Source organism: Streptomyces sp. NBC_01478, assembly GCF_036227225.1.
GTDB lineage: Bacteria > Actinomycetota > Actinomycetes > Streptomycetales > Streptomycetaceae > Streptomyces.
Genome location: NZ_CP109444.1, coordinates 9,650,164 through 9,664,995 on the forward strand (window position 1 = coordinate 9,650,164; position 14,832 = coordinate 9,664,995).

General features: G+C 71.5%; 13 protein-coding genes. 11 read left to right on the forward strand and 2 right to left on the reverse strand.

Annotation, left to right across the window (positions count from 1 at the left end):
- Positions 1 to 32 precede the first annotated feature (32 nt).
- The 6 genes from OG223_RS43155 to OG223_RS43180 all read left to right on the forward strand — a co-directional run bounded on the left by OG223_RS43155 (position 33) and on the right by OG223_RS43180 (position 7,546).
- A complete protein-coding gene (locus OG223_RS43155; protein ID WP_329261329.1) occupies positions 33 to 1,349 on the forward strand; it encodes an ABC transporter substrate-binding protein in 1,317 nt (438 codons plus the stop codon).
- Positions 1,350 to 1,357: 8 nt separating this feature from the next.
- Positions 1,358 to 2,353: a carbohydrate ABC transporter permease gene (locus OG223_RS43160; RefSeq protein ID WP_329261331.1), complete on the forward strand. Its 996-nt coding sequence runs from the start codon at positions 1,358 to 1,360 to the stop codon at positions 2,351 to 2,353.
- On the forward strand, positions 2,346 to 3,206 hold the full coding sequence (locus OG223_RS43165) for a carbohydrate ABC transporter permease (RefSeq protein ID WP_329261334.1): 861 nt from the start codon (positions 2,346 to 2,348) through the stop codon (positions 3,204 to 3,206). Before OG223_RS43160 ends, OG223_RS43165 begins: the two co-directional genes overlap by 8 nt.
- Positions 3,207 to 3,244: 38 nt before the next feature.
- Entirely contained in the window at positions 3,245 to 4,603 is a 1,359-nt protein-coding gene (locus tag OG223_RS43170; protein ID WP_329261335.1) for a GH1 family beta-glucosidase, read from the forward strand.
- A gap of 128 nt (positions 4,604 to 4,731) precedes the next feature.
- A complete protein-coding gene (locus tag OG223_RS43175; RefSeq protein WP_329261338.1) occupies positions 4,732 to 6,597 on the forward strand; it encodes a discoidin domain-containing protein in 1,866 nt (621 codons plus the stop codon).
- A gap of 106 nt (positions 6,598 to 6,703) precedes the next feature.
- Positions 6,704 to 7,546, forward strand: a complete 843-nt coding sequence (locus OG223_RS43180; protein WP_329261340.1) for an alpha/beta fold hydrolase — start codon at positions 6,704 to 6,706, stop codon at positions 7,544 to 7,546.
- Here OG223_RS43180 and OG223_RS43185 read toward each other — a convergent pair.
- Together OG223_RS43185 and OG223_RS43190 are read right to left on the reverse strand one after the other, a co-directional pair.
- Complete coding sequence (locus tag OG223_RS43185; protein ID WP_329261343.1) at positions 7,533 to 7,925, reverse strand: SCO5389 family protein; 393 nt, start codon at positions 7,923 to 7,925, stop codon at positions 7,533 to 7,535. The two genes, OG223_RS43180 and OG223_RS43185, sit on opposite strands and share 14 nt — an antisense overlap.
- A gap of 48 nt (positions 7,926 to 7,973) precedes the next feature.
- The gene (locus OG223_RS43190; RefSeq protein WP_329261346.1) at positions 7,974 to 8,921 is read right to left on the reverse strand and encodes an ATP-binding protein; all 948 of its coding nucleotides are present in this window, start codon (positions 8,919 to 8,921) and stop codon (positions 7,974 to 7,976) included.
- Between the two features lie 156 nt (positions 8,922 to 9,077).
- Here OG223_RS43190 and OG223_RS43195 point away from each other — a divergent pair, with 156 nt between their 5' ends.
- From OG223_RS43195 to OG223_RS43215, 5 genes are all read left to right on the forward strand, one after another.
- A complete protein-coding gene (locus OG223_RS43195) occupies positions 9,078 to 9,611 on the forward strand; it encodes a GNAT family N-acetyltransferase (protein ID WP_329261348.1) in 534 nt (177 codons plus the stop codon).
- Between the two features lie 5 nt (positions 9,612 to 9,616).
- On the forward strand, positions 9,617 to 11,122 hold the full coding sequence (locus OG223_RS43200; RefSeq protein WP_329261351.1) for an ABC transporter substrate-binding protein: 1,506 nt from the start codon (positions 9,617 to 9,619) through the stop codon (positions 11,120 to 11,122).
- 3 nt (positions 11,123 to 11,125) lie between these two features.
- A complete protein-coding gene (locus OG223_RS43205; RefSeq protein ID WP_329261354.1) occupies positions 11,126 to 12,850 on the forward strand; it encodes an ABC transporter permease subunit in 1,725 nt (574 codons plus the stop codon).
- A complete protein-coding gene (locus tag OG223_RS43210) occupies positions 12,847 to 14,076 on the forward strand; it encodes an MDR family MFS transporter (protein ID WP_329261357.1) in 1,230 nt (409 codons plus the stop codon). The genes OG223_RS43205 and OG223_RS43210 overlap by 4 nt, the downstream gene beginning before the upstream one ends.
- A 146-nt stretch (positions 14,077 to 14,222) precedes the next feature.
- The gene (locus OG223_RS43215) at positions 14,223 to 14,828 is read left to right on the forward strand and encodes a hypothetical protein (RefSeq protein ID WP_329261360.1); all 606 of its coding nucleotides are present in this window, start codon (positions 14,223 to 14,225) and stop codon (positions 14,826 to 14,828) included.
- Positions 14,829 to 14,832 lie beyond the last annotated feature (4 nt).

The following is a 14,832-nucleotide window of genomic DNA, read 5'->3' on the forward strand; positions in this document are numbered from 1 at the left end:
GTGAGTGCATTCCCTGAAGGGACACCCGGAGTATGCGCAGCATCCGAGCCGCGGCCGTAGGCGCCGTCACCATGTCACTCGCCCTTGCGGCCACGGCCTGCGGAGGCGGTTCGTCCACGGGTGGGGGATCCAACGACTCGCCCAAGACGCTCACCTACTGGGCCTCCAACCAGGGCGCCAGCATCGCGATCGACAAGAAGGTCCTGCAGCCCGAGCTCGACAAGTTCAAGCAGCAGACCGGCATCACGGTGAAGCTGGAGGTCGTGCCCTGGTCCGACCTGCTCAACCGCATCCTCACCGCGACGACTTCCGGCCAGGGCCCCGACGTCCTGAACATCGGCAACACCTGGAGCGCCTCCCTCCAGGCCACCGGCGCCTTCCTGCCGTGGAGCACGGCCAACTTCGCGAAGATCGGCGGCAAGGACCGCTTCGTCGACTCCGCGCTCGGCTCGACCGGCGCCGTGGGCAAGGACCCGGCCGCCGTCCCGCTGTACTCGATGGCGTACGCGCTCTACTACAACAAGCAGATCTTCGCCGACGCGGGCATCTCCCAACCCCCGGCCACCTGGGCCGAGTTGGTGGCCGACGGAAAGAAGATCGAGGCGAAGGGCAAGCAGGCCCTGGGCGCCGAGGGCGCCAACGTCTCCGAGAACATCCACCACACCTTCGTCTTCGCCAAGCAGCACGGCGCCGACTTCTTCACCGCCGACGGCAAGGCCGACTTCACCAACGACGGTGTCGTGGCCGCCGTCAAGCAGTACGTCGACCTGATGGCCAAGGACAAGGTCATCCCGGTCGGCAACGCCGAGTACGCGCAGAACCAGTCCGTCAGCGACTTCGCCAAGGGCAAGACGGCGATGCTGATGTGGCAGTCCGCGTCCGCCAACCTCAAGTCGCAGGGCATGAGCGACAGCGCCTACGGCATCGCCCCGATACCCGTGCAGTCCGGCACCCCCGGCACGGGCGCGCAGGTGAACTCGATGGTGGCCGGCATCAACCTGGCCGTCTTCAAGAACACCGACAACCTCGACGGCTCGACCAAGTTCGTGAAGTTCATGACGAGCGACGCCGAGCAGAAGATCCTCAACACCGCCTACAGCTCCATCCCGCCGGTGAAGGCCGCGCAGGAGGACACGGCGTTCAACACCCCGGCGAACTCCGTCCTGAAGAACACCCTCGCGACCAGCGCCGCCGCGCTGCCGCAGGTCGCGGACGAGTCGCAGTTCGAGACGGCGGTCGGTACGGCGGTCAAGGACCTGTTCGCCGACGCCGCCGCCGGACGCGCGGTCACCACCGCGTCCGTCAAGGCGGAGCTCGAAAAGGCCCAGCAGCAGATGCCGGCGAAGTGAGTGCGACTGTGACGAGCACTGTCACCCCGGAGGCCGCCGTGCGGAAGAACCCTTCCGACCCGGCGGCCCCCGGCCCGCGCCGGCGGCGCGGCGAACGGATCCGCCGCATCGGACTGCCGTACCTGCTGCTCCTGCCCGCCCTGTTCCTCGAACTCCTGGTCCACCTGGTGCCGATGGTCATCGGCATCGTCATGAGCTTCAAGGAGCTCACCCAGTTCTACATCCGCGACTGGGGCACCGCGCCCTGGTCCGGCTTCGACAACTACAAGGTCTCGGTGGACTTCAGCGCCCCCGTCGGCAAGGCGCTCCTCCACTCCTTCTTCGTCACCGTCGGCTTCACCCTGCTCTCGGTCGCCTTCTGCTGGCTCCTCGGCACGGTCACCGCGATCTACCTGCAGGACAACTTCCGCGGCCGGGGCTTTCTGAGAGCGCTCTTCCTCATCCCGTACGCGCTCCCGGTCTACGCGGCCGTGATCACCTGGGTGTTCATGTTCCAGCACGACAACGGCCTGGTGAACCACGTCCTGCACGATCAACTGCACATCACGAGCAAGCCGTCGTTCTGGCTGATCGGCGACAACAGCTTCTACGCCCTGCTGATCGTGCACGTGTGGAAGGGCTGGCCGTTCGCCTTCCTCATCGTGATGGCCGGCCTGCAGAACATCCCCAAGGAGCTGTACGAGGCGGCCTCGATCGACGGCGCCGGCCTGCTGCAGCAGATCCGCCGCATCACCCTGCCGTCACTGCGCCCGGTCAACCAGGTGCTGGTCCTCGTCCTGTTCCTGTGGACGTTCAACGACTTCAACACGCCGTACGTCCTGTTCGGCAGGGCGGCCCCCGAGGCGGCCGACCTCATCTCGGTGCACATCTACCAAGCCTCGTTCGTCACCTGGAACTTCGGCACGGGCTCGGCGATGTCGGTCCTGCTGCTCCTGTTCCTGCTCGTCGTCACCGGCGTGTATCTCGTGTTCACCTCACGCGGACGGAAAGCGGCCGATGTCTAGCCCCACCTCACCCATGGCCCCGCCCCGCTCCTTCATCTGGTCGCGGCGGATCTTCCTCACCCTGCTCACCGGCTTCGTCCTGGTGCCGGTGTACGTCATGCTCTCCAGCTCCCTGAAACCGCTCTCGGACGTCACGGGCAAGTTCCGCTGGCTGCCGAGCGGGCTCACGATCCGCCCGTACATCGACATCTGGTCGACGGTCCCGCTCGCGAAGTACTTCATGAACTCGCTGATCGTGTCCGTCGCCGCGACCCTCTGCTCGGTGGTGATCGCGGTCTTCGCCGCGTACGCCGTCAGCCGCTACGAGTTCCGCGGCAAACGCGTCTTCACGGTCACCGTCCTGTCGACGCAGATGTTCCCCGGCATCCTCTTCCTCCTCCCGCTGTTCCTCCTCTACGTCAACATCGGCAACGCCACGGGCATCGCCCTGTTCGGCTCGCGCGGCGGGCTGATCCTGACGTATCTGACCTTCTCGCTCCCGTTCTCCATCTGGATGCTGATCGGCTACTTCGACTCCGTGCCACGGGACTTGGACGAGGCCGCGCTGGTGGACGGCTGCGGACCGCTCGGCGCGCTGCTGCGCGTCGTCGTCCCCGCCGCGATCCCCGGCATCGTCGCGGTCGCCGTCTACGCCTTCATGACCGCGTGGGGCGAGGTCCTCTTCGCCTCCGTGATGACCAACGACGCCACCCGCACGCTGGCCGTCGGACTGCAGGGCTACTCCACGCTCAACGACGTGTACTGGAACCAGATCATGGCCGCCTCGCTGGTCGTCAGCGTGCCCGTGGTCGCCGGCTTCCTGCTGCTCCAGCGCTATCTCGTCGCCGGGCTGACGGCGGGCGCCGTCAAGTGACCCACCCGACCAACTCCGCTGACCGTAAAGGGACTTCAGTGACCATCGACTTCGCAGCACTCCCGCACGACTTCCTGTGGGGCACGGCCACCGCGGCGTACCAGATCGAGGGAGCCGTCGCCGAGGACGGACGCGCGCCGTCGATCTGGGACACCTTCTCGCACACTCCCGGCAAGATCGACAACGACGACAACGGCGACGTCGCCTGCGACCACTACCACCGCTGGCGCGAGGACATCGGCCTGATGCGCCAACTCGGCGCCAACGCCTACCGGTTGTCGATCGCCTGGCCCCGGGTGCTCCCCGGCGGCGACGGCCCGGTGAACCCCAAGGGCCTCGCGTTCTACGACGAGTTGGTGGACGGACTCCTGGCGGCGGGCATCACCCCCTCCGTCACCCTCTACCACTGGGACCTGCCCCAGGCGCTCCAGGACCGCGGCGGCTGGCCCGAGCGCGCCACCGCCGAGCACTTCGCCGCGTACGCCTCGGTCGTCGCCGAACGCCTCGGCGACCGCGTCACCCACTGGACCACCCTCAACGAGCCCTCCTGCTCGGCGTGGATCGGCCACCTCGAAGGCAAGATGGCGCCCGGTTGGACCGATCTAACTGCCGCCGTCCGTGCCTCGTACCACCTGCTCCTCGGCCACGGCCTCGCCGCCCAGGCGATCCGCGCCGCCGCCCCGAACGCCCAGGTCGGCATCGTCAACAACCTCTCCACGGTCTACCCCGCCAGCGACCGAGACGAGGACGTCCGGGCCGCCCGTCGGCAGGACGGTCACGTCAACCGCTGGTGGCTCGACCCGGTCCACGGCCGCGGCTTCCCGGCCGACATGGTCGAGACGTACGGCGTCGAACTCCCCGAACAGCCGGGCGACTTGGCGACCATCGCAGCCCCGCTCGACTGGCTCGGCCTGAACTACTACTTCCCGGCGACCGTCGCCGACGCCCCCGACGGCCCCGCCCCCTACACCCGCGCCGTGCGCCGCCTCGGCGTCCCGCGCACCGGCATGGACTGGGAGATCGACGCCTCCGGCATCGAGACCCTGCTGCTCCGCCTCACCGAGGAGTACGACCCGCGCCGGATCTACGTCACCGAGAACGGCTCCTCGTTCCCCGACGTCGTACGTCCCGACGGCACCGTCGACGACCCGGAACGCCAGGACTACCTGGTCCAGCACCTCGCCGCCTGCGCCTCGGCGGCCCGCAAGGGCGCCCCGCTGGCCGGCTACTTCGCCTGGTCGCTGCTCGACAACTTCGAGTGGGCGTACGGCTACGACAAGCGCTTTGGACTGGTCCACGTGGACTACGAGACCCAGGTCCGCACGATCAAGGGCACCGGCCGCCGGTACGCGGACATCATCCGCGACCACCGCAGCTCGGCGCGGCGCGCGGCCTGACCGAGACCGTCCCGGTGGGTGCGGGTGGGGGAGCCCCCGCCCACCGGGGCACCATCAACCCCATGTGTGTCATGTGCACGTCATCACGATCACCCCCAGAAGGAGTTCCGCCCCTCAAGGAGACCCGCATGCCCACCCGCACCCTGCTCACGGCGCTCACCGCGCTGGCCCTGCTCACCGCCACCCCGGCCCTCGCCGCCCCCGCCCCGCAGGCCGCCGTCGCGGCGACCTGGGACACCGACCGCGCGGCCGCCGCCTACGCCGCGAACCCGGCCGCCGTCACCGCCTCCGGCAGCGAGAACGCCGGCACCACCCCCGGCCTCGCCTTCGACGGCGACGGATCGACCCGCTGGTCCAGCAACTTCGCCGACGACGCCTGGATCCGCCTCGACCTCGGCACCACCCTCCGCGTCGACCGCGTCACCCTCGACTGGGAGGCCGCCTACGGCAAGAGATACGTCCTGGAGATCTCGAAGAACGGCGCCGACTGGACCCCCTTCTACACGGAGACGGCCGGCACCGGAGGCTCGGTCACCACGAGCACGTACCCCCAGGAAGTGACGGGCCGTTACATCCGCTTGCGCGGTTTGGAACGTGCCACGCCCTACGGCTACTCCCTCTACTCCTTCAAGGTCTACGGCGGCGAACCGGCCCCCACCTCCACGACCCGCACCAACCTCGCCCTGAATCACCCGGCGTACTCCAACTACTACCAGCACAACGGCAATTCACCGACGTACGTCACCGACGGCGGCTGGCCCGCCAACCTCAAGGACGACGCGACCCGTTGGGCCGGCGACTGGAACGCCGACCGCTGGGTCTCGGTCGACCTCGGCGCGACCTCGACGATCGACACGGTCGACTTCTACTGGGAATCCGCCTACGCCGTCGACTACTTGCTCCAGGTCTCCGACGACAACAGCACCTGGCGCACGGTCTACGAACCCTCGGCCGCCGACATCGCCGCCCGCCGCGCGAACGTCCAGGCCCCCGCCGACGCGACGGGCCGCCACGACACGGTGACGCTGCCCCAGCCCGTGACCGGTCGCTACGTCCGCATGCTCGGCAAGGAACGCCGCTCCTTCTACAACCCGGCGCCCTACACGGCCCAATTCGGCTACTCGCTCTACGAGTTCCAGGTCTGGGGCACCGGCGGCAGCGCGGCGGCGGCCTACCCCGCACTCCCCGGCGACCAGTCGGGCACGTACCAGACGACGTTCTTCGACGACTTCACGTCGGCCGCCCTGGACCGCTCCAAGTGGCGGGTCGTGCGGACCGGCACGGAGATGGGCTCGGTCAACGGCGAGTCCCAGGCGTACGTCGACTCGACGGACAACGTCCGTACGCAGAACGGTGAGTTGATCCTCGCGGCGAAGTACTGCAAGGGCTGCACGCAGGCAGGCGGCGGCACGTACGACTTCACGTCGGGCCGCATCGACACCAACACCCACTTCGACTTCACCTACGGCAAGGTCAGCGCCCGTATGAAACTGCCGGTCGGCGACGGGTTCTGGCCCGCCTTCTGGCTGCTCGGCAGCAACGTCGACGACCCGTCGGTGTCCTGGCCGGCCTCCGGCGAGACCGACATCATGGAGAACATCGGCTACCCGACCTGGACGAGCACGGCTCTCCACGGCCCCGGCTATTCGGCGGACGGCAACATCGGCGCCCGCCAGACGTACCCGAACGCCGGCACGGCCGACCAGTGGCACACGTACGCCGTCGAATGGACCCCGACCGCGATGCGCTTCTACGTCGACGACAGCCTCGTCCAGGAGACCACCCGCAACAAACTCGAATCGACCCGAGGCCAATGGGTCTACGACCACAACCAGTACGTCATCCTCAACCTCGCCCTGGGCGGCGCGTATCCGGCCGGCTGGAACCAGGTCACCACGCCGTACTGGGGCCTGCCGCAGTCGAGCGTCGACAAGGTCGCGGCCGGGGGAGTGCAGGCGGAGGTGGACTGGGTGCGGGTCGAGCAGAAGAGGTGAGAGCTGGACCGGTCCGGAGCGCGGCACCGGACCGGCCCGTTCGCCGCACGCACCGCGCCCGGGAATCCGGTTGCCGCAGGACCGGCCCCCTGACACGCTCACGCCCATGCCGACCTTCGCCGCACCCGACGGAACCCGCCTCGCCCATCACGTGGAGGGCGACGGCCCGCCCCTGATCTGCCTCCCCGGCGGACCGATGCGCGACTCGGCCTACCTCGGCACCCTCGGCGGCCTGACCGCCCATCGTCGCCTGATCCGGCTGGATCTACGCGGCACGGGCGCGTCGGAGGTGCCCCAGGACCCGGCGTCGTACCGCTGCGACCGCCTGGTGGACGACGTCGAGGCCCTGCGCGAGCACCTGGGCCTGGACCGCATCGACCTGCTCGCGCACTCGGCCGGGGCGAACCTGGCCGCGCTGTACACGGCCCGCCACCCGGACCGCGTGGCCCGACTGACCCTGGTCACGCCCAGCGTCTACGCGGTGGGCATCGGGATCTCGGCCGAGGACCGCCTGGCGGTGGCGCGACTGCGCGGGTCCGAACCGTGGTTCGGACCCGCGTTCACCGCCCTGGAGGAGATCACCGCGGGCCGTGCGACCTCCGACTCCTGGGAGGCCATCGCGCCCTTCGCATACGCCCGTTGGGACGAGCGGGCCCGCGCCTTCGAGGAGGCCGACGAGAAGCAGAGGAATGCGGAGGCCGCGGCCGCCCACGCCGCCGAAGGCGCCTTCAGCCCGGCCGACACCCGTACGGCGCTGGCCGGCTTCACGTCCCCGGTGCTCGTCCTCGCCGGGGAGTTCGACATCTCCGCCCCACCGCGCGCGATGGCGGAGTACGCGGAGCTGTTCCCGAACGCCGAGTTCGCGGTCCAGCCGGGCGCGGGGCACATGCCGTGGCTGGACGACGCCGAGCGGTTCGTCGCGCTGGTGGAGTCCGTCAGCAGTCCCTGAACTCCGGTGACTGGTTCAGGACTTGGGACCGCACCGACGTGAACCGCGCGTAGGTCTCCCCGTCCCGGTCCGTCGGCCGGAACGCCGCCACGCGGTGGCAGTTCTGGAAGGCCAGGGCCACCCCGAAGTGGCGCTCCAGGCTGCCCCGGATCGCGTCGCTGGCCAGCGCCCGCAGGAGTTGGCCGCGTTCCCGTTCGGACGGGGGCGGGGTCTGGTTGTCGGTGAAGTCCGCCGTGCCGTCGCGGAGTTCGGTGGCGAGACCGGCGATGAGGTCGTAGGCGTACGGCAGGGACGTGCGGACCGTGTCCACGAAGTCCGCCTCGCGGATGTCACCGTGTTCGGCCTCGGCGAGGAGCTTCGGGGAGACGTCGAGAGACATGAAAAGGGTGTCCTGTCCGGTAGTTGACGAGTGGTCGGTAGGTGGTGGTCAGGGCTGGGGTGTCGGGCCCGGTACGTACTCCGGGTCCACCTGTGCCGCGAGGTCCAGGCCCGTCGCCCTGTCCGCCCAGGCGCGGGCGTTGCGGAGATGGAACTCGACGGCGTGGCGGTGCAGGGTGGGCCAGTCTCTGGGGCGGGCGTCGACGGCCTCGCGGAGGACGGTCAGGGCATGGCGGTTGTGCTGCTCCAACTCGCCCTGGGCCCGGCCCTGTTCGGCCGCGCGTACCCAGGGGGAGTGGACGAGGTGGGTGAGGAGATCGTCCCCCACCTCCTCCTTGAGGAAGAGCAGGTCGTCCTCGCCGGTGATCTTGTTGCCGATCACGGCGAGGCGGATCCCGAACTCCCGTGCGTGGTCCCGGTACTGGCGGTAGACGGAGACGCCCTTGCGGGTGGGTTCGGCCACCAGGAACGTCAGGTCGAAGCGGGTGAACAGGCCGGAGGCGAAGGCGTCGGCGCCGGCCGTCATGTCGACCACGACGTACTCGCCGGGGCCGTCGAGGAGATGGTTCAAGTACAGCTCCACCGCGCCGAGTTTGGAGTGGTAGCAGGCCACCCCGAGGTCGCTCTCCTCGAACTCGCCCGTGGCCATCAGTGGTACGTCACCCGCCCGGACCACATGGCGGGCGTGCACCTCGTCGTCGCCGAGCAGGCGCAGCAGGCGTGAACCGCGCCCCGGCGGGGTGGTCTTGATCATCGCCTCGGGGGAGGCGATACGCGGGTTGGTGCCGCGCAGGAAGTTCTTGAGCTCGGTCAACCGGGCGGCCAGGGGCGGCGCGGTGACCGGTTCGGTGCCGGGGGACAGGGCCTCGGCCAGGTGCTGGTTGATGTCGCCGTCGATGGCGAGCACGGGGGCGCCGGAGCGGGCCAGATGGCGGGCGAAGAGCGCCGACAGCGTGGTCTTTCCGCTGCCGCCCTTGCCGACGAACGCGACGCGCACTACCGGTCCGCCGCTTTCGCGGTTTTGAAAATGAATGTCATGTGGCTAGGTTTTAGGGGGTGGCCGCGAGGCTGTCAAATCGAGTGGATCAAGGGCGATCCAGGAACGGTCCAAGGGCGATCAAGACCCAGGAGTCTTAATGCATATGATGTGCAAGTGCTTGACTACTGCATCAGGGCGGCAGGCCCGGACGATATCGACGGTGCGCGTGCCGTGATGCTCGACACCGTCTACCGCGACTTCCGCACCGGTTACGTGCCCCGCTGGCACGGCGACATCGTCGACCCGGCCGCCGCCTACCTCGCCCCGGCCCGCCACACCCTCCTCGTGGCGCTCGACCCCGCCGACGGCACGGTCGTGGCGACCGCCGCACTCGACTCCCGTGGACCGGTCCACCCGCCGAACCCGCGCGACCTCGCCGAGCGCTACCCCTCCGGCGAGACCGCACAACTGCGTCGCGTCTACGTCCGCCCCGCGCACCGCCGTCGCGGCCTCGCCCGGCACCTCGTCGCCGAACTCCGCGCGTTCGCCGCGGCCGACGGCGGCTACCGCGCCGTATATCTGCACACCGATCCCGCCGTGCCCGGCGCCGAGGCCTTCTGGCGGTCGCTCGGCGAGGTCGTGCACGACGAGCGCGACGACCCGCACGGCGGGCAGGTCGTGCACTTCGAACTGGCGACGGGGCGGTAGACGCGATGCGCACACGACGAACTCGACCCGCCCGACTGCTCCTCGCGCTCACCCTCGCCCCGCTGCTCACCGGCTGTTTCGCCTCCGCCGGAGAGGAGGGCGAGGACACGACCGGGACGTCCGGTGCCCGGCTCCGCGTCGCCCTCGCGTTCCCGCCCGCCGAGAACCTCTCCCCGTACGGCGCCGACGCCACGATCCTCAGCCGCCTCGGCGTCACCGAGGGCCTGACCTCGCTGGACGCCAACGGCTCCGCCGAGCCCGCGCTCGCCCGGTCCTGGCAGCGGGAGAGCGACCGCAGTTGGCTGTTCACCCTGCGCGAGGCCACCTTCCAGGACGGTGCCGAGGTCACTCCGGCCCGGGTGGCCGCCGCCCTGACCCACGCCGCCGAGGCGAAGCCCGCGCCCGCCGCGCTCTCCGGTGTCACCCTCACCGCCGAGTCCGCGGGCGGCGACCGTGTCCGCGTGCGCACCAACTCCCCGGACTCCGTGCTGCCGTTGAGGCTGGCCGGTCCCGCCCTCGCCGTCCTGTCCCCGAAGGCGTACGAGGAGAAGGGCCGCGTCGACCCGGTCGGCACCGCCACCGGTCCCTTCGCACTGACGAAGGTCACCGGTTCCACGGCGGCCACCCTCGACCGCTTCGACGACTACTGGGGCGGCCTCGCCCAGGCCGCCGGAATCGACGCGCGGTTCATCGCGGACGGCACCGCCCGCACCAACGCGCTGCGCACCGGGCAGGTCGACATGGCGGAGGCGATACCCGTCGCCCAGGCCGCCACCCTCGACAACGCCACCCGCCGCGAGACCGCCACCACCCGCACCACGAGCCTCCAACTCAACACCAGGACGGGCCCGTTCAAGGACCCGAAGCTCCGGGCGGCGGCCCGTGCGGCCGTCGACACGAGCGCGTTGGCCAAGGGCGTCTACGAGGGGCACGCCGACGCGGGCGCGGGCATCTACGGCCCCGCCGTCACCTGGGCCGCGGGTAAACGCCGGCAACCGGTCGGCCGGGCCGAGGCCGCGGCGCCCGGCGGGACGGCGATCACCCTCGCGACGTACGACAACCGGCCCGAACTCCCCGAAGCCGCGCAGGTGTTGAAGCAGCAGTTCGAACAGGCGGGATTCAAGGTCGAGTTGGAGGTCCGCGAGTACGCGCGGATCGAGAGCGACGCGCTGGCCGGGAGGTTCGACGCGTTCGTCGTGGCCCGCAACACCCTGGTGGACACGGGTGATCCGGTGGCCGTGCTCGCCAGTGACTACACCTGCGACGGCGGCTACAACCTCGCCCTGCTGTGCGACCAGGCCGTCGACCGGGCCGTGGCGAAGGCCGCGGGAACCGCCGACACCTCCGCACGACAGAACGCGGCGATGGCGGCCGAGGCCGAGATCCTCGGCACCGACGCCGTCGTGCCGCTCGTGCACCAACGGGTCGTCACCGGCGTCGGCGCCTCCGTCAAGGGCGTGCTCCTCGACCCGTACGAGCGCACCCTCGTCGGCACCGGAACCCGGCGCTGAACCATGCCGCACCGCACGACCGCGCTCCTGTGGCGCGCCCTCCTCACGGCCGCCCTGATCTGCGCGGTGGGCCTGCTGCCCTGGCTCTCCCGCACCGACCCGGCCCTCACCGTCCTCAAGGCCCGCTCGGCGGAACGCGACCCCGACCCCGAGGTCCTCGCCGCCGTCCGCACCCAACTCGGCCTCGACAAAGGCCCGTTCCACCTCCTCGGCCAATGGCTCACCGGCCTGCCGCGCGGCGACGCCGGCCGCTCCTGGATCTCCGGCGCCGAGGTCACGCCCGCCGTACTCCAAGCCCTGGGCGCGTCCCTGCTGTTGATGAGCGCGGCGCTCGTGGTGGCCTCTGTCACCGCCGGGGCGGTGTGCGCGCGGACGTTGCGGCGGACCGGTCGCCCCGCGGGGCGGACCGGGTCCGCCGTGCTCGCCGCGCTTCCCGAGTTCCTCGTCGCGTCCGTGCTCGCCACGGTCGTCGGGGTGCGGCTCGGGTGGCTGCCCGCGCTCGGGTGGTACGGGCCGCGCTGGGTCGCGCTGCCCGCGCTCGCGCTCGGGGTGCCCGCCGGGGCCGTGCTGGGGCGGCTGCTCGACGATCTGCTGCCGGGGGCGTTCGCCGAGCCGTGGGTGCGGGCCGGGGTCGCGCGGGGGCTGTCCGGGGGGCGTATCGCGCGGCATGCCGTGCGGCGGTGTCTGCCCGGACTGCTGCCCAATACGGGGTTGTTCGTCGTCGGGCTGACCGGTGGAGCCGTCGCCGTCGAGCAGATCTTCGACATACCGGGGCTCGGGCGCACCACCCTCCAGGCCGCCCTGGCCCAGGACCTGCCCGTCCTCCAGGCCGGCACCCTCGCCCTCCTCCTGCTCGCCGCCGGCGCCGCCGGACTCGCCCGCCTCGCCGCCCGCCTGCTCGTCGGCCCCGCACTGCGTGCCGACGCGCTCCCCTCCCTCCACGGGCCCGCCGACCCAACTGCCCGACGTACCAGGCCCGTTGTCCTCGGCGCCCTCCTCCTCGGTGTCGTCGCGCTCGGTCTGCCCCGCGACCCCCTCGCCCTCGACACCGGACTGCGTCTCCACCACCCCACCTGGGCCCACCCGTTCGGCACCGACGCGCTCGGCCGGGACCTCCTCGCACGGGTCGCCCACGGCGCCGTCGACACCCTGCTGCTCGCCCTCGCGATCAGTGCCGTCGCGCTCGGCACCGGCGTACTGCTCGGGCTGGCGCCCCGCCTGTCAGGGCCGCTCGTCGACACGGTGAACGCCGTACCGCCGGTCCTGGCCGCCCTGTTGGTCACCGCAGTGGCCGGCAACGGGAGCGGCACCCCCGCCCTCGCCGTGGCCGTCCTCGCGTGGACCCCCCTCGCGGCGCACACCTCCGCGCTGCTGCGCCAGGAACGCGCCACCCTGCACGTCACCGCCACCCGGGGCCTGGGCGCGGGCCGTCGGCACCTCCTGCGCCACACGCTGCTGCCCGCCGTCCTGCCACCCGTCACCCGGCACGCCCTGCTCCGTCTGCCCGGTGTCGCCCTCGCCCTCGCCTCGCTCGGCTTCCTCGGCCTAGGTGCCCAACCGCCTTCCCCTGAATGGGGTTTGCTCCTCGCCGAGAACCAGCCCTACGCCGAACGCGCCCCCTGGGCCGTTCTCGCCCCCGCCGCCGTCCTCGCGCTCCTCGGCGCGCTCGCGGTGACGGCGTCCGGCGGCGTACGAGCAGCGGGGCAAGGGAAGTTGGCGGCCCGATGAGCAAGGCCACCCTCGTACGGACCCCGCTCTCGCCCCTGCTCCGGCTGCTGATCCTCACCCAACTCGCCTTCAACGTCGGCTTCTTCGCCGTGCTGCCGTTCCTCGCCGAGCACCTGGCGGACGCGATCGGCATGGCGGGCTGGCTGGTCGGGCTCGTGCTGGGGCTGCGGACCTTCAGCCAGCAGGGGCTGTTCGTGGTCGGCGGGGCCCTCGCCGACCGGTACGGGGTGCGGCCCGTGGTGCTCGCCGGGTGCGTGCTGCGGATCGCCGGGTTCGGCTGGCTCGGGTACGCCGAGCGGACCTGGTCCGTCGTCGGGGCCGTCCTGCTCATCGGGTTCGCCGCCGCGTTGTTCTCCCCGGCCGTGGAGTCGGAGGTCGCGCGACAGGCGGTCGAGTGGGAGGAGACGGGCGGAGGCGAACGCACGCGCGTGCTCGCGCTGTTCACCGTCGCCGGTCAAGTCGGCGCCTTCGTCGGCCCGTTGCTCGGCGCGCTGCTGCTCGCGGCGGACTTCCGGGTGACCTGTCTCGCCGGGGCCGCGGTCTTCGTGCTCGTCCTCGCGGGCCATGCCCGGCTGCTGCCGCAGCACATCCCCGGCCGGACACGGGTCACGGCGAAGGGCGGTGCGCGGACTCTCGTACACAACAGGCCCTTCCTGGCGCTGTGTTGTGCCTACGGCGCCTATCTCCTCGCCTACAACCAGCTCTATCTGGCCCTCCCCGCGGAGGTCGAGCGTACGGCGGGCTCGCAGGCGCCGCTGGCCTGGCTGTTCGCGCTGTCCTCGCTGCTGGTGGTGACCGCGCAGGTGCCGGTCACCCGGTGGGCGGGGGAGCGGCTCGACCCGCGCCGGTCCATGGCGGCCGGGCTGCTGCTGATCGCCGCAGGGTTCACGGCCGTGGCGGTCGCCCGCCCCGCCCAACTGACCGGCGCCACCGGGCTGTTGCCCGCCGTCGCGCTCGTCGTCCTGCTCACCCTCGGCCAGATGCTCATCGCGCCCGTCGCCCGGGCGTGGGTCCCGGACCTCGCAGAACCCGGCCGCCTCGGCCTCTACACCGGAGCCCTCTCCTCCGTCTCCGGTCTGATCGTCCTCCTCGGCAGCGCGGCCACCGGCACCCTCCTCGACGCGGGGCTGCCCGCGGCCGTGCCGTGGCTGGCCCTGGCCGTCGTACCGGTCGCCGCGATCGGGCTGTTGCCCCGCGCGGGCGGCCCGGCGGCCGTATCCCGGTAAATCGACGCATCCGCGTACGAGTCCCCCCGGTCCGACTGAACGCCCCATGCGCCACCCTCGTACCAAGCCATGAACCAGATATGAGCTGCCCCCTAAACCGCCATCGGCGGCTGCGGCGGCAGCGGTGCGTGGGAGGATCCGTCACCATGAGCGCATCCCCGGCGGTACGGAGCCTGCGCGCCGCGGTGTTCGCCGCGGTGTGTGTGCTGCTGGCTGCCGCCGGGCACGGGCTCGCCACCGGCGCGACGCCCCCGCTGTGGGCGGACGGTGCCGGGTTCCTCGTCGTGTTCGGCACGGGGTGGCTGCTCGGCGGACGGGAGCGGTCCCTGCCCGGCATCGGTGCCGCCATGCTCGCCACCCAGGCCGGCCTCCACCTCGGCTTCGACCTCGCGCGGCCCCGGGCCGGGATGGCGATGGCCGGGATGGCGCACATGCCGGGGCACACCATGGCGCCCATGCGGCAGACGCAGGCGATGACCCCGCACGCCGTGGCCGCCCATGTCGTCGCCGCGCTCGTCGCGGCCTGGTGGCTGCGGCGCGGTGAGGCCGCGCTGTGGTCGCTGCTGCGCTGGGCCGTCGCCTTCGTGCCGGGGCTGGTCGCCTGGTGGCGGGACGCCCCCGCCCCCCTGCCCGCCCGCACCGCCGGCCACCCCGGACGCACCGGCGCCGACGCGGCCCCCCTGCGCCAGCTCCTCCTGCGGCACGCGGTCAGCCGCAGAGGGCCACCCGTCCCGGTCCCGTACCCGGTCTGACACC

Coding starts and splice junctions, on each gene's coding strand:
- OG223_RS43155 (WP_329261329.1), top strand. CDS start 33: ATGCGCAGCATCCGAGCCGCGGCCGTAGGCGCCGTCACCATGTCACTC.
- OG223_RS43165 (WP_329261334.1), top strand. CDS start 2,346: ATGTCTAGCCCCACCTCACCCATGGCCCCGCCCCGCTCCTTCATCTGG.
- OG223_RS43175 (WP_329261338.1), top strand. CDS start 4,732: ATGCCCACCCGCACCCTGCTCACGGCGCTCACCGCGCTGGCCCTGCTC.
- OG223_RS43180 (WP_329261340.1), top strand. CDS start 6,704: ATGCCGACCTTCGCCGCACCCGACGGAACCCGCCTCGCCCATCACGTG.
- OG223_RS43185 (WP_329261343.1), bottom strand. CDS start 7,925: ATGTCTCTCGACGTCTCCCCGAAGCTCCTCGCCGAGGCCGAACACGGT.
- OG223_RS43200 (WP_329261351.1), top strand. CDS start 9,617: ATGCGCACACGACGAACTCGACCCGCCCGACTGCTCCTCGCGCTCACC.
- OG223_RS43205 (WP_329261354.1), top strand. CDS start 11,126: ATGCCGCACCGCACGACCGCGCTCCTGTGGCGCGCCCTCCTCACGGCC.
- OG223_RS43210 (WP_329261357.1), top strand. CDS start 12,847: ATGAGCAAGGCCACCCTCGTACGGACCCCGCTCTCGCCCCTGCTCCGG.
- OG223_RS43215 (WP_329261360.1), top strand. CDS start 14,223: ATGAGCGCATCCCCGGCGGTACGGAGCCTGCGCGCCGCGGTGTTCGCC.